Genomic DNA, 15,334 nt, shown 5'->3' on the forward strand with positions numbered 1-15,334 from the left:
ATCTAAAGCCTGAGATCACTTTTTAAAACTATTTTTTTATGAATCGTTTGATCGTTTGTTTACCCTCTTTTTCAAAAACTATAAAATAGATTCCTTTTCTAAGATGCGAAACATCAAAACTATTGTTGTTGATTTTTTGAGATGCTACAGTAGATCCTGTTTGAGAATCTACAATTTTTACGCTTCCTCCAGAAAGATCTGCTGTTACATAAAGTGTGCTTTCAACTGGACTTGGATAAACATTTAAAACTGTTTCGGCTGGTTCTTCAATTGTTTCAACTGAAGCCATTCGTGCTGTTCCTCCCGCTACTTTTGTAATTTTAATCCAGTTGATATTCATTCCTGTATTCTGAATGTAGATTCCGAAATTATATGTTCCTGCATTAACATTTACGGTTTGAGAAACGGTCTGCCAGTTCTGCCATCCTCCAGTATTTGGAATATCAACAGTTCCTAAAACAATAGCACCTGCATTTAAATCAGATGATAATCTTCCGCCATTGACAGCACTTGCCACTCGGTATTCAATTAAATAAGAACCAGTTGTTGGGAAATTAATGCTATTATACGCTAACCAGTCACCTGTTTCTGTATAACCAACATTTGAACCTCCTCCAGTATCTGTTGTTGCTTCAACCTGAATACCGCTCATCGCTGAATAATCTTCTGCTTGAATTAAAACTGAAGTCTGCGAACTTGTAGCTGGAACTAATTTCCATTGTCCGCAAGTCTGGTTGTTATTATCCCATTGCTGCACAATTGCTCCAGAAGCTGTACTTGCTCCTGCCACCTCAACAATTCTTCCGCTATGACGGGCAACAATTTTATAATAGCCATCACCAGTTGAAACCAAAATAAACTGCTGATTTGTTGTGGCATTGTATGGATACTGCTCCACTCTTGCGCCATTGGCTTTATTGAAGTTATTGATATCCATTGACATTCCGCTGTGGTTTGCAATGATTTTGTACATTCCATCACCTAAATGCGTGAAAGTAAATTTCTGATTGTTTCCAGAATTCAAAGCCCCTTGATTGATTCCTGCTCCGTTTGACATGCTGGAATTCCAAACGTCCATGTACAAACCGCTATTTCTGTTTTGAAGAAAGAAAGTTTGGTTTCCTAAAGTCGTTGTTCCGTTTGCAATAACTCTAATCGAACTTACTTTATCATTCCAAGTAGTATTCAAACAAGAATTATCGGAATTAATTACTGTTGATGCACCTGTAAAATTATCATCTTGATATAAAATCGCTTGATAACCTTGAGTAATTTTTAGTGAAGAAATATCATCATTTAAAACACCTAAAGAATTTAAACGAGCTAGATTGTAATCACCAATTGTCAATCCGCCAGAGAAACCAGTGTAATTGCAATCTTTGTAAACTGTTATTACATCTGTTGTAGCTGGAACTGAAGGCGTAGTAAGTCCGTAATAACCCCCAAATGTTGCGATAACTTTTGTTGGCTGTGGCGAATGAAGCGATGGCGACTGATCGGCAACATCATCATACGCAAACCCATAAGCCAAATTATCGATATTAATTCCTGGTAAATGCCAGAATTTAGAATAATGATTGGTTGGATTTACTTGATAATATTTCGATGCATCATACCAATTCTGCTGTCCAGGATTTGTCGTTGTTGTATTTACCACATGTCGATTAATCGCAGCTGTTAATTGCGCCTGAATTACAAGATCTAAATCTCCGTCAACCAATCTTCTGTCCAAAACACCTTTTCCTTCAAGCGCTTCCTGCGTTGTTGGTCGGTTTTGTACACGTCCTGTTCTTCCAACAAAAGCTCCAGATTGTCCAACCATTTCTAGTTGTTCTCCAATAACTCGTCCTTTGAATACTCCCGCATCTCCCGCATAGAAAATTAAATCCTCATTTTTGTATTTGTTCCAAATTGCGTCGATATATGATTTTAAATAGTTTGCGTATGGCCCAGATCCTTCGGCATAAGCTGGAGTTTTAGACGGAGCTGTAATTTCTCCAGTTGCATCATTGACACATCCTTGAAATTCTGCTGGAACATTCGCTTTAAAAGCAGCAACAATATCAGCGTGCTTTTTCAAGTCTCCCACTTTCTTTTGATAACCGTTAGCTCCAAACAGCTCCAATCCCATTGGATATTTATATGAATCTACTCTTGTTGGATTTCCGAAGAAACCATATTGATTATTGGTCAATTCGATCATTTCATACAAAATGCCCTGATTCGGATCTGTTGCGTTCTGCGGATTTGGCGATGCATATCCCGACGGAGCTCCGTTAGCACCAAAAAAGTAGAAATACAACTGCGAACCTTTAGAAATAAAAACCCTGCATCCTGCAATTAAAGGTAATGTGAAGGTCTTATTTGGAATTTCACTCAGCTTAGTAAAACAAGCTGCATATTTAGAATTTTGTCCTGGTCCTGTATTTCCGCCATAAGTGGGTCCTGTAACTGTGTTATAAGACGCATTCATTGGTAAAACCTGACTCGTTTTGGCATTTACCCAAACGTGATTTCCTGTAGTATAATCGATTCCTACAATGGCAACATATAAATCGCTGTCGGCAAACGTCGAATTATTACTAATCGTAAATGGTACAGGCCCTTGAGCATGCATTAGGCTTGAAAACACTAAAAAAAGTGTCATCAAAAAAGAAAATCTTTGAAGTCTAATTTTATTCATATCTAAATAGTTTTGGGGTTAATAAATAGATTCTAAAACCAAAGTCATTTTCAAATAAATGACTAACTAAATCCGTCAGGTACAACTGGTATGCCCTCCTTGAATTGCACCCAACGGATTTAAAAATTATTTCTTAATTAACTTCTTACTCCAGCTTTTTTGGTCTGATTTGAAGTTTAGAATATAGATTCCTCTGCGAAGTTTACTCACGTCAATTACGCTTTCATTTCCTTGAGGCTTGTTTTGCAAAATTAATGTCCCAGAATTATCATAAATCGTAATGACTTTATTGTCTAGGTTTTCAGGAGATGAAACTTGAACATAATTTGTGGTCGGATTTGGATACACTGCAAAAACAGCTTCTTCCGCCAGAGGTTCTTCAGCAACATTCAAAGCCATTCTAGCTGTTGACGAAGATCCGTAAGCTTCAATTTCATACAATGAATATCCGTAAGGAGCCAAAGCTTTTGCTGTACATAAAATGCGAAGATATCTTCCTGTTCCACTTACCGTTAAATCATCCGTACCTCCATCACTGGCTGTCTGCGTATTTATTGTTTCATTTTCGGTGAAAACATTATCTGTCGAAAGCTGTACTTTATATTGAGTTGCAAAAGCCGCTTCCCATTTTAAAACTACGCGATTAAGAGTGTAATTACTTCCTAAATCGACATAAATCCATTCTGTTGCATTGGCAAAAGAACTTGCCCATCTTGATGCTGTGCCGTCTCCGTCAGTTGCTTTATTTGCAGAAAGCGTTGCATTTTCTTCTGTAGAAGCTGTTACTGTTTTGCCTAAAGCTAAATTGACATTTGGGTTTGATGTAATAGTACGAACTATAACATCGCTGAAAACTCCTGTTGCTAAAGTTCCGTTCGCGTGAGATGTCACTGCCATTCCAACATAAATCGTATTAGCCATTGTAATCGTTTTTGGCGTTCCAACTTGTGTCCATGTCGTTCCATTATCAGATGAATAAGAAGTGAATGTGTTTCCAGATCTTACGATACGAATCCATTTTGGGGCTGTTCCTGCCACAACTTGGGCTGTTGTTACTCCAGAAGTTGCTTCTCTAGATAAAAATTCTATACCGGCTGCAGCACTTACGTCTGTCATGGCATGTTTAGAAGTCGGCGTAAGTGTTTCACGGAACATTACTCCAGCTTTTGCATACGTATTGGTATTCGTTAACGAATTTACTTTAGCAATAATTTCAGCATCTCCTGTAATAGACTGATTTACAAATTGAAATTGATCGCTTGTTTCCCAAATATCATTTCCTGAACCTTTAATTGTAAAAGTTCCATTAGAATGTGATGCTTCTCCCGCAGGGGTAACAGCTCCTAAATCTGTGCTAATCCAAGGTGATGGCAATCCTGCTGGTGTTTCTGTAGAAACTAAATTTAAAGCTCTGATATTATCAAAATAATAAGTGTTTCCAGAATTTGTTCCCGGTTCAAATAAAAATACAAAGCGGTTTACTTCACTATCTAAAGTCGAAGCATCGGGCGTACTCACATAGGTAAAAGTAATCGTATGCCAAGCGTTGCTTTGTTTTACAACTCCCTGATAAATACTATGTCTCCCAACAGGATAATTTGCAGGAACCGAAGCACTGCTTTCTGCCTGCCAAGAAATTATAGAGCCAACCGGCGCAGATGTATATACATCCATGGCGAATTTTTTTGTGCCCGCTTTAAAATCTCCAATATTGTTTAAAGTCGTATTGAAAGAGAAATTGTCATACATTTCTGTGGACTTACGAACGTATTTTCCAACATTCGAAGAAGTATTAATTCCCGATGCATTCGGATTTGCTATATTTGGTGTATACGTTCCGATAGCGTCTCTAAAAGTAATGTTATGGGTATTTTGATAATCTTCGTAAACAACTCCAGGTGTAAAAGTATCTGGCAGTTTGGTTGAACCAATTCTGATATTATCAAAATAATACGTATCGTTTGTATAAGAACCTGAATTAAACAATAAAACCATTTGATTCACAGCCAGATTCGAAGTTCCAGCATCCGGACTTGAATTGTAATAGAAAGTCAGTGTTTCCCATTGATTTTGTTTGGTTGTAATGGCTACGTAACTGCTATTTCTTCCCGTTGGATAATTGGCTGGAAGCGAAGTGGCACTATTTTCAAAATTCATGCTTACAACCGTTCCAACTGGTGCCGAGGTATAAACGTCAATCATAATTTTATTGGTCTGACTTTTAAATAAACCAGCATCTTCGATTGAAGTTTGTGTATTAAAGAAAAGAACATCATACTGTTCTGACGCGTTTCGAACATACCTCGCCACATTTGCAGATGAATTAACAGAATTTGATCCCGGATTTGCCACAACAGAGTACGTTCCAGTTGTAGTTCCTTTTATGATTTTATTGATGCCATCGTAATTTTGCAAAACGTCGGTTGCAATAATTGGTTTTTCTGGCGCTGCTCGTGTCAGCAGATTATCAAAATAATAGGTTGCTCCAGAATTTGAATTCGATTCAAAAAGGAAAGCAATATTATTGATTGTCAAAGCACTTGTGTTTGGATCTATTATTTTTTCAAACTCAAATTCAATAGTTTCCCATTTGTTTTGAACCGTAGTAGTCGCTTTATAACCACTGTGTCTTCCAGACGGATAATTAGTGGCTGTGGTTACCAAACTATTTTCAAGCTGCATCGAAATTTTAGTTCCAACTGGAGCCGAAGTATAAATGTCAAAAGAAATTCTTTTTCTTCCGTACACATAATCATTTGCATTGCTTATAACTACATTTTTAATATTGAAAACATCATACAATTCAGATGAATTACGTACATATTTTCCAACCAAAGCCGAAGTATTAATTCCTGTTGCAGAAGGATTGGCAACCGCTTCTGTCAAAATTCCTGTTTTGTTTCCGTAAACAATATTTCTGTTGGATTGAAAATCTTCCTGAATTTTCTCGACAGGAATTACCGGTTCTGTTACAACGGCTAGTTTATATGTATTTGCCGTACAGCCGGAAGTGGTCGCTGTTACAGAAACATCGCCACCCGAAGTTCCCCAATTTACCGTAACGGCATTTGTTCCCTGTCCAGCAGTAATCGTCGCACCTGCAGGAACCGTCCAGTTATAAGAGGCGCCTGTTATAGCGTTTATAGAATAAGTTTTGCTGCTTTCATTTTGATATACTTTTGCATCTCCCGCAACTCCATATTTAAAACTCCCATCGTAAACACGAACATAATCGACTTGTAATTTTGCAGGAAAATCACCTGGAACTGGCGCTACTCCCGCTCCATTTACACTGGTATATGGCGTTCCTGCGCTACCAACAGCAAGGTTTAAAATAATGTAAAACTGACTATCGTTAAAAGGCCATCCGCCATTAACTGTTGTATTTGGAGTTGCAGTGTGAAATAAAACATCGTCAACAAACCATTTTATAAAGTTTGGTCCCCATTCTACCGCATAAACATGAAAATCAGAAGATAAATCTGTTGGAGAACTATAGCTTCTTCCTGTAAAATGATATCCGTTTCCATCATAATGTATAGTTCCATCTACAGATTGCGGATTTCTGTGTTTGGCTTCCATAATATCAATTTCACCAGTATACGGCCAATTTCCATTTACGGGAAGCATCCAAAAAGCAGGCCACGCTCCCTGGCCATTAGATAACTTCATTCTAGCTTCAACTCTTCCGTATTTTAAAGCGTACTTCCCTTCTGTTGTTAATTTAGAGGAAGCATACGGCTGATCTGGAAACTGTGACGTTGGCTGATATTTAGCCTCAATGTTCAAGTAACTATTCGTTCCTTCTTTTACAATTGTTGCCTGATTTGGTTCGTAACGCTGCGCTTCGGCATTTCCAAATCCGCAGAGCGATGGACAGCCGTTTCCTGAGATACTTTGCCATTTGGTTAAATCGACTGTCGTGCCATTAAATTCATCAGACCAAACAAGCGTATTACATTGAGCTTGGGCTTTCAGAAATGGCAGCAGTAGAAATAAAACTGCAACACAAAATTGTTTTAATAAATAAGAATTGCTTTTCGGTGGTCGGCCGAAAAAAAAGTCATTTTGCTTCATTTTAAATAGGTTTTTAGTTAGTAAATGTTATTTCTTCAATACAAACCATTTAAAAAAAATAGTTTGTATTTTCCGACAATAACAACGCAATATTAACTAAAAAATCAGGCAAGACTTACATTTTGGAGTACGGTTTGACTACGGTACTATCGAAGAAATGTAACAAATCATCGATGAAAAGCATAAAATCACTTAAAATTTCACTTAAATGAGGAAAACTAAAAATTTAGAATAAACTCAGTTATGTTTGCTTCAGAAGGAAGCTGTAGTTTTTTTCTAATGCGATATCTGGTATCTTCTACACCTCTTACAGAAATTCCCAAGAGCGGTGCAATTTCCTTCGTATTGAAATTCATTCGCAAATACGCACACAATCGCATATCACGCGGCGTCAATTCAGGATAACTAGTTTTGAGTCTCTGCATAAAATTATTGTGCAACTGATTAAAGATTTCTTCAAATTCGTTCCAATGCTTGTCTCCCTGCAATTCGTGATCTATTAATTTATTGATTTTATTAAGCAGACTAAAATTTACATTCGGATCATTTTTCTTATCAATCTGTGCAATCAATTCTTTTATGGAAAGTAGAATTTCATTTAAGTGAATCAAATTAACCGTATTTGAAGCTACTTTGGCATTTTTAAGATTTATTGTCGTTTCAAGATTCTCACGTACAATAGCCATATTCTGTTGTTCCCACGTCAGTTTTTGTTCGTTAAGTTCTGCGCGGCTTCGAAGCAATTCTCTTTCTTGATTCTCTATCAATTGACGACGTTGACGCTCAGCAACAGATTTCTGATATCTAACAATTAAATAAATTACAATACTATAAAGCGCAAAATAAAATAAGTATGCCCAAAAAGTTCTGTACCAAGGCGGTAAAATTTCAAAGCGAAAGACCGCTTCTTCGCTTACAACATCATAAATATTTTTTGCCCTTACATGAAATACATATTCATTTTCAGGTAAATTGGTATATTCCTTTTCGGTTTGAAGACTGTATTCCGACCATTTTGGTTCAAAACCTTCCAGCCAGTATTCATATTTTGTAGCATCGGCTTCATCATAAAAAAGGGAAGAAAAAGCAAAATGAACGGCATTATTAGAATACGATAAAACTCTTGAAATTTCTTTTTCCGCAGATTTTGTTTTATTCGGAAGCACATCGTAACGGCTTGAAAACAGCAGACTGTCTTTTGGAAAAATACATTTAACTTCTGTAATTACAGCTTTGTATTTGGTTTGGTATTTCTTGTTTTTGACTGAATTGTAATGAATTAAACCATCTTGTGTTCCAAAAAAGACATCGCCCTTTGTCGTTGTCTGAATATTTTCGAAACCTGGAACATATAAATATCTAAGTTTTCTAAACGGAAGCTCTTCAACAGCAAAACTCCCATTTGCTTTTTTAGTCATTTTCCCAGTATTTTCTCCAGAAACGTACCATATATTATTTAGATTATCCTCTTTTAATAACCGAATGTGATTTTCCATTCCCAAATATTTTTTAAATATCGCATCTGGAATCATTTTGTTTGAAGATGTACTTTGTTTGTAAACCCCTTTTGTCGTTCCAAAAAAGATCTGATTATCAATTTTAAAAGTATTCAAAAATAAACTGGACGGAAAACCATCTTCTTGATTGTAAAACTGAACATTAGAAACCGAGTCGAATTCGGTATTAAATTGAAGTTTAAAAATTCCTTTGTAACCGTGAGCAATCCAGAAATTGCCGTTGTTGTCCGTTTCAATTATACGGCTGCTTTCCTGAAAACCTTTTATTTTATGCTGATACACCCAAGAATTATTTATTTTTTTAAGAAGATAGAGGCCGTTGTAGCCGCCTGCAAGCAGTAAATCTGGATGATTTGGAACTAAAATCCCTTTCCAAGCGCCGTCTACTTTTGCTAGTCTTTTTGCCGAATTACCAGACACTTCATATATTCCGTTTTTTTCAAAAGCCAAAAGAGAATTTCCAAAAACGCCAATATTCCAAACATTTTCAGACATGCCAGAAATATGCTGAAAGTTGACATCTTCACGATTTCCGTTTTTATAAGCTTCCCAATCGAGCGAGAATAAACCGTTATCCGTAGCGATGTATAACTTGTTTTGATAAATTTGGCTGCAGTATATTTTGGTTTCTGAATTTGATGTGTCCAAAATCTTAGACAAAGGCGAAGAAATCTGAATCATCGAAATACCTTCTTTAAGCGTAACCCATAAATTTCCTTCTTTATCAGTTTTAAGATTTGTTACATAATCATTTTGCAAACCTATTTGTTTATTGATATGCTGAATCAAATTTCCTGAACCATCTATAACTATCAATCCTGTTTGGCGGGTTCCAATTCCGAAATATCCATCTGAAAGCTGAATTCCAGCAGAGATTTGATTTTGCTTTAATAAATAATCAACTTCCGTTACAAAAGGTGTTATCTGATTATCAGAATAGATAAAAAGTCCATTATTTTGTGTGCATAATAAAAGTCCATTATTTGTTTTAAAGATCTTTCTAATCTTCATGCCGGCAAATTTCTGAGCATTTGAAATTGCAATTAATGAGTCGCTTTTTAATTTCAATAATCCTCTTTCATTATCCAAAACATAAATCTCTTGATTAACTTCAAAAAAATCATCAAAACTGGCTTTTGATTTTAAAACCCTAATTTCGTTATTCTTATAAATAAATATTCCTTCATAAGAGAAAAAGATTACATTGCCATTTTGAATAGTAATATGAAGAACATCTCCAAAATTTCGAGCTGAAACGGGAAGTAATTTAACCAGCGAAGTATATCGATATTGGCCGTTAGGCAATTGCGCTGTAAAACCAAAATCGCCTTGCGCTCCAACATAAATTTTATCGTTTTTGTCGATTGCCAGGGAACGAACCATACTTCTGTTTTCGGGTTGTGTGACAATACTCCATCGTACACCGTCAAACTGCATGATTCCGAAGTGATTGGCAAAAAACATCATGCCTTTAGAATCTTGTACGACATCTCCATTTTCTGAAGCTGCTTTATATGTTTTCGGATTATAATTGGTTATAAAAGGAACACCAATCTTTTTAATCTGGGCTTCGATTGAAGAAACGAGTAACAGTGATAGAATTAAAATTCTAATTATAAATTTCGTCATTTTGTCTGTCTGTAGGTTAATTGCATGTGACTTTTGGGAAATCACATTCTAAAAAATGACTCTTTGGGAAAAGTCTTTTTCTAGCTAAATCATCCGATTTTTCTAATGAATCATTAGAAATTCATCATAAAAAACGCATTAAAAAAACGAATGTACAAACTCAAATATATGAAATTTAATTTTAATGTAACAAATTACATTGGTTTTTAAGAATATGAAAATTAGAAAAAATCGAAATTTGATCTAGATTTAAGATATACTTCACGTTTCCTTCGACGACAATTACACCTAATTACTGTCACGCTGAGCGAAGTCGAAGCCCTCAGAACTTGAAACTTGAAACCTGAAACCTGAAACAAATCAAACTCCAAGAATATCGCTCAATTCCTCATAAGTATAAAAAAGCATTGCGCCTTCTTCTTCCAAATCTGAATTATTATAACCGTTGGCAAGTCCAAATACTCGAAATCCGCCATCTATTCCAGCTTTTACGCCTGCTTTACTGTCTTCTAAAACAATACAGTCACTTACCTCAAAACCCATTTCATTTGCGGCATACAAAAATATTCCTGGATCTGGTTTCCAGCTTTTAATTTGATAGGAACTGAAAATCTTATTTTCAAACTTATCCAATAAACCAGATGCTTCCAGATTTAATCTGATTTTTTCAACAGGTCCGCTTGACGCCACGCAATACGCAATATTCAGTTTTTCGATAAATGATACAACACCTTCCATCGGCTTTACTTCTGTTTTAAAAGCTTTGAAACTTTTTTCGCGATATTCTGCTTCAAAAGATTCCGGCAGTTTTGCTCCGATGGCATCTTCGATATGAAGAAAACAATCTTTTAAATTTCGACCATTAAAATTTCGGTATGCATCTTCAATTTCCATTTCAAAACCATACTCAGCTGCCATTTCAAGCAGTATTCCGTTGCCAATTTTTTCTGTATCTACCAAAACTCCATCGCAGTCGAAAATAATACACTTCACTTCCATATTCTTATTTGCATTTAATTAATCTGATAAATGATTCAGATGATAAGAATGTAAATTACAAAAATTATCTCATTAAGAAAACAAAGAAATTAAAGTGAAGCCGAAATTTTAGAAATCATTTGAACGATAAAATCGGCTTGAGCAGGATTTATTTTTTTTAAGGCATCGTGCGTTTGAAACCACTCTCCTCTGTCGACTTCAGGGAAATTTGCTAGTTTTCCAGATTTCGGAGGCCATTCCATTTCAAAATCATTGCTTTTTAGCTGTGTTTCATCAAATTCAAATTCAACCGCCCAAGCATGAACAACTTTACCAGATTTCAATTTTACGTATTGCAGTTTTATGAAATCTCCATCAACCTCAAAACCAGTTTCTTCTTTAAATTCTCGTATGGCAGCCTCCAGCGGATCTTCGTCATCTGTAAACTCTCCTTTGGGAATCGACCAAGATTCTAAATCTTTGTTTTTCCAAAATGGTCCGCCTGGATGAACTAGAAAGAAGAATACTGTTTTATCAATGAATTTATAGGCTAATATGCCGGCGCTTTGTTTCATTTTATCTTGATTTTAATATTTAAAGATAAGTTTAAATTATTAACTTTCTTGTGACTTACTCTCACTATCAATAATTTGTACATATTTACTCCAATAGTGTATTTCTGTTTGCTTTTTGATTTGTATTTTTATGAAATAAAAAAGCAGTATCCAAAATGAAAAAATATCTTTTACTTACCGCAATTCTGGCAGCGAACTTTACAGTTCAATCTCAAAACAAAACAATTACAATTATCAATAATTTGCCTGTAAACCGAGAATTTGAAACAGTTGAATTAACTAAAAAAACGCTGGGATTAAAAGCAGATGCTAAACTTGAAAATTATGCTGTAAAAGAAATTAGCAGCAATTCATTTCTAGAAACCCAGACTGTAGACAATGACGGCGACGGAATTATGGATGTTCTTTTGTTTCAGCCCAAAATAAAAGCTTCTTCAAAGCAAGATTTTGAGGTTTTAGTCGGCACAAATCCTTCTGCGTCCAAAGTCACTAGCTGTTATTCACGATTTGTTCCAGAAAGAACAGATGATTACGCTTGGGAAAACAACAAAGTCGCTTTTAGAACTTACGGTCCCGTGGCTCAAAAAATGGTGGAAGACAATATTCCAGGCGGAACATTAACCAGTGGAATTGATGCCTGGCTAAAAAGAGTGGAATATCCAATTATTAATAAATGGTATGAAAAAACCACAAACGGAACTGGAACGTATCATAAAGATACTGGAGAAGGACTTGATAATTTTCAGGTGGGTCCAAGCCGAGGTATTGGCGGAATTGCTGTAAATGTGGATGGTAAATATTATTTTTCTAAAAATTTTATAAGCTGGAAAACTATTACGAATGGCCCAATTCGAACGAGCTTTATTTTAACCTACGCTGATTGGGATGCGAAAGGCAATAGAATAACCGAATCTAAATTGATCAGTTTGGATTATGGAAGCCAGCTTTCTCGCTTCGAAATCAATGTTACTGGAACCAAAACTATTGCTGCTGGTTTGACACTTCATGATAAAAAAGGAACTACAGGAACAAATTTAGAAAAAGGCTGGCTAAGTTACTGGGAGCCTATTGATGATTCTGAAATTGGAATGGGTTTAGTAGCGTCAAAAGGTTCTTTAATTAGCTTTGATAATCATGTTACCGATGAAAAAGATTTAAGCAATCTATATGGAAATATCTCTGTAAAAAATAATAAAGCAATTTATTATGCTGGTTTTGGATGGAAAAAAGGAAGTCCGTTTCAAACTAAACAAGAATGGGAAACTTATTTGAGTGCTTTTGCTGAGAAGATTAATAATCCTTTGGTGGTGAAGGTTAAGAAGTAAAGATTTCATCACTTTGAGAAACCTGACCGGGTTTTTAAAACCTGTCAGGTTTAAAATTTATCAATAGTTTAAATTGATTTTCTAACAGGAAAATAATTCTCTTTCAAAATAATTTCTAACGGAATATAATGTGTACGTTCAACATCTTCTTGTAGAACCAATTTCTTATACAAATAATTAATCCCCATATAACCTTGGTCTTCTGGTCTTTGATTGATTAAAAAATCGATTATTCCTTTATTTAAATATTCGATATTTTCTTTCAACAAATCAAAACCAATAATGCGGACACCTTTTATATTATTTTTTTCTAAAAATCCAGCGACAATATACGCTCTGGAATTTGGCACAAAAATGCTGCTTACGCCAGAGAACATTTCCAAATTCAACTGATCTATCTTGGAATCTTTTAAAGTGACTTCTGAAAATTTAAAATTCGTCAGTTCGTTATGATCTTTAAAATAAGAATAAAAGCCATCGATACGCTGTAAGTATACCGAAGTACTTTCAATTTCTCTCGTAATTTTAAAAATCAAAACTTGTCTCTCATTTTTTACTGCAAAACTGATTAATCTTCCCGCTAAATAACCGCTCTGAAAAGCATCTTGCCCTACGTATGCATGTTCATTTCCTTCAGAAATATTAGAATCAATCATTACAACTGGAATATTCTTCTTTTGATATTCTTTTAAAAACTGAACAGAATCTTCATAAAATATGGGCGCAAATAATAAACCGTCACAATCAAACTGCATAACTTTTTGAACAGTTTCTTGAAATGAGATCAGATTGTAATCGTAGAAAAAATAATCCAGTACAATTCCGAATTTGCTAAACTCTAAAGCCGCTTTTTCAATTCCCTCAACCTGACTTTTCCAATACTCCAAGGTTTCAGACTTTGGAAGAAAAACTGCAAAATGAAATTTTTTATTTAAAGCCAAGTTACTTGCCAGTATATTTCTTTTATAACCAAATTCCTCAATTATAGCATTAACCTTATCCACAGTTTCCTGCGCCACTTGTCCGCGCTTTGTGTATAATTCTGTCAACTGTTCCCGGAGAAACATTAGCTAATTCGGCAATTTTCTTAATTGTTATGATATTGATTCTTTTTAAGTTAAAAAAATAAAAGCAGTGCAGTAAATTTAATTTATTTTATTAAAAATAAGTTGTTTTACACTTCATTTTACATACATTTGTAAAATACCGTGTACGCACACGCAAATATACACATAACATTAAAAAAACAATTCTTTTTTCTGTTAATCAACTAAAATACACGATTAAAAAACTAAAAAATTTCTAACCAAATGATAGTAGATTCACTACAAAACGCAGCAAAATATTACGCTCTGCATCCCAATTTTAAAAAAGCATTCGATTATGTAAATCAAAATGATATTGCCAATTTGGAAGAGGGCGCTTTTGAAATTGGCGAAGGTTTAAAACTAATTGTAATTGTCGGACAAGGAAATACGAAAGAAGAAGCCGTTAAAGGTTTTGAATGCCACGACAAAAACATAGACATTCAGATTTCAATAAAAGGACCAGAAACTTTTGCTTGGAAACCCAGAGAAAAATGCGTAAACCCAAATGGCGATTACAGCGACGAAAGAGATGTTCGTTTTTTTCATGATGCCCCAGACACTTTCTTTCAATTGCAGGAAAAACAATTTGCCATATTATTTCCTGAAGATGTACACACCGCAATGATTGGCGAAGGTGAATTGAAAAAAATTGTAATTAAAGTAAAAATATAAGCCATGAGTACTATTCAGAATTCTATTGATGTGATTCTAAAACAAGGAATGCTTCCTTTATATTTTAATGCTGACGAAAATAAAAGTATTGCTGTTTTAAAAACACTTTACAACGTGGGAGTTAGAGCCGTGGAATATACCAGCAGAGGCCCTGAAGCTCTTTCTAATTTTAAGAAATTAATTGAAATTAGAAACACTGAAATGCCTGGAATGCTTTTAGGAATTGGTACTATTAAAAACTTAGAACAGGCAGAAACTTATTTCTTGGCTGGAGCTGATTTTTTTATAAGTCCGGGTTTTGTTCCTGAAGTAGCTTCATTTTTAATTGGTAAAGAGGTTTTATACGCGCCTGGCTGCATGACTCCAACTGAAATTATTGCTGCTGAAAATGCCGGAGTTCAATTCATCAAACTTTTCCCTGGAAATATTTTAGGGCCAGACTTTATGAGTGCTATCAAAGATGTTTTTCCAAACTTAATTTTTATGCCGACTGGAGGTGTTGATACTACCCGTCAAAGTATTGAAACTTGGTTTAATGCTGGTGTTTCTGCTGTGGGAATGGGAAGTAAATTAATCAGTAAAAATGTTATGGAATACGAAGCTTACGATACAATCGAAAATGAGACTAAAAGAGTATTAGAACTGATTGGAGCAATAAGAGGTTAAAATTAAAATTCCAATTTTTGAAATACCAAATTCCAAACTCAAAGCGGAATCAGATAAACTTAAAAATTAAACTAAATGTTAATCATACTTTATCTTTCAAATTGAAATTTGGAATTTAAACTAT

9 protein-coding genes are annotated in these 15,334 nt (G+C 35.0%); 3 read left to right on the plus strand and 6 right to left on the minus strand.

Annotation, left to right across the window (positions count from 1 at the left end; genetic code table 11):
* Positions 1-28: 28 nt before the first annotated feature.
* From QE431_RS12610 to QE431_RS12630, 5 genes are all read right to left on the minus strand, one after another.
* Positions 29-2,683 carry a beta-1,3-glucanase family protein gene (locus QE431_RS12610; RefSeq protein ID WP_307296363.1) on the minus strand — a complete coding sequence of 885 codons (2,655 nt, stop codon included), beginning with the start codon at positions 2,681-2,683 and terminating at the stop codon, positions 29-31.
* Between the two features lie 126 nt (positions 2,684-2,809).
* Positions 2,810-6,760 (minus strand): family 16 glycosylhydrolase, encoded by a 3,951-nt coding sequence (locus QE431_RS12615; RefSeq protein ID WP_307296366.1) that lies wholly within the window; start codon positions 6,758-6,760, stop codon positions 2,810-2,812.
* A gap of 218 nt (positions 6,761-6,978) precedes the next feature.
* Positions 6,979-9,906, minus strand: a complete 2,928-nt coding sequence (locus tag QE431_RS12620) for a triple tyrosine motif-containing protein (protein ID WP_307296368.1) — start codon at positions 9,904-9,906, stop codon at positions 6,979-6,981.
* A 360-nt stretch (positions 9,907-10,266) separates the two neighbouring features.
* On the minus strand, positions 10,267-10,905 hold the full coding sequence (locus QE431_RS12625) for an HAD family phosphatase (RefSeq protein ID WP_307296370.1): 639 nt from the start codon (positions 10,903-10,905) through the stop codon (positions 10,267-10,269).
* Positions 10,906-10,994: 89 nt separating this feature from the next.
* Complete coding sequence (locus QE431_RS12630; RefSeq protein ID WP_134141989.1) at positions 10,995-11,459, minus strand: NUDIX domain-containing protein; 465 nt, start codon at positions 11,457-11,459, stop codon at positions 10,995-10,997.
* A gap of 155 nt (positions 11,460-11,614) precedes the next feature.
* Here QE431_RS12630 and QE431_RS12635 point away from each other — a divergent pair, with 155 nt between their 5' ends.
* Positions 11,615-12,784: a DUF4861 family protein gene (locus QE431_RS12635; RefSeq protein ID WP_307296375.1), complete on the plus strand. Its 1,170-nt coding sequence runs from the start codon at positions 11,615-11,617 to the stop codon at positions 12,782-12,784.
* A 68-nt stretch (positions 12,785-12,852) separates the two neighbouring features.
* Here the strand turns inward: QE431_RS12635 and QE431_RS12640 are convergent, their stop codons facing one another.
* Complete coding sequence (locus QE431_RS12640) at positions 12,853-13,833, minus strand: substrate-binding domain-containing protein (protein ID WP_307296377.1); 981 nt, start codon at positions 13,831-13,833, stop codon at positions 12,853-12,855.
* 261 nt (positions 13,834-14,094) lie between these two features.
* On the opposite strand from QE431_RS12640, the gene QE431_RS12645 reads away from it, so the two are divergent.
* Positions 14,095-14,544 (plus strand): YhcH/YjgK/YiaL family protein, encoded by a 450-nt coding sequence (locus QE431_RS12645; protein WP_307296380.1) that lies wholly within the window; start codon positions 14,095-14,097, stop codon positions 14,542-14,544.
* A 3-nt stretch (positions 14,545-14,547) separates the two neighbouring features.
* Positions 14,548-15,210 carry a bifunctional 4-hydroxy-2-oxoglutarate aldolase/2-dehydro-3-deoxy-phosphogluconate aldolase gene (locus QE431_RS12650; protein ID WP_307296383.1) on the plus strand — a complete coding sequence of 221 codons (663 nt, stop codon included), beginning with the start codon at positions 14,548-14,550 and terminating at the stop codon, positions 15,208-15,210.
* Positions 15,211-15,334 lie beyond the last annotated feature (124 nt).

This window comes from Flavobacterium sp. SORGH_AS_0622, assembly GCF_030818825.1.
Classification (GTDB): domain Bacteria; phylum Bacteroidota; class Bacteroidia; order Flavobacteriales; family Flavobacteriaceae; genus Flavobacterium.

Bases quoted from the DNA above. Each gene is read 5' to 3' on its own strand.
- QE431_RS12610 (WP_307296363.1), bottom strand. From the start codon at position 2,683: ATGAATAAAATTAGACTTCAAAGATTTTCTTTTTTGATGACACTTTTT.
- QE431_RS12615 (WP_307296366.1), bottom strand. From the start codon at position 6,760: ATGAAGCAAAATGACTTTTTTTTCGGCCGACCACCGAAAAGCAATTCT.
- QE431_RS12620 (WP_307296368.1), bottom strand. From the start codon at position 9,906: ATGACGAAATTTATAATTAGAATTTTAATTCTATCACTGTTACTCGTT.
- QE431_RS12625 (WP_307296370.1), bottom strand. From the start codon at position 10,905: ATGGAAGTGAAGTGTATTATTTTCGACTGCGATGGAGTTTTGGTAGAT.
- QE431_RS12630 (WP_134141989.1), bottom strand. From the start codon at position 11,459: ATGAAACAAAGCGCCGGCATATTAGCCTATAAATTCATTGATAAAACA.
- QE431_RS12635 (WP_307296375.1), top strand. From the start codon at position 11,615: ATGAAAAAATATCTTTTACTTACCGCAATTCTGGCAGCGAACTTTACA.
- QE431_RS12645 (WP_307296380.1), top strand. From the start codon at position 14,095: ATGATAGTAGATTCACTACAAAACGCAGCAAAATATTACGCTCTGCAT.
- QE431_RS12650 (WP_307296383.1), top strand. From the start codon at position 14,548: ATGAGTACTATTCAGAATTCTATTGATGTGATTCTAAAACAAGGAATG.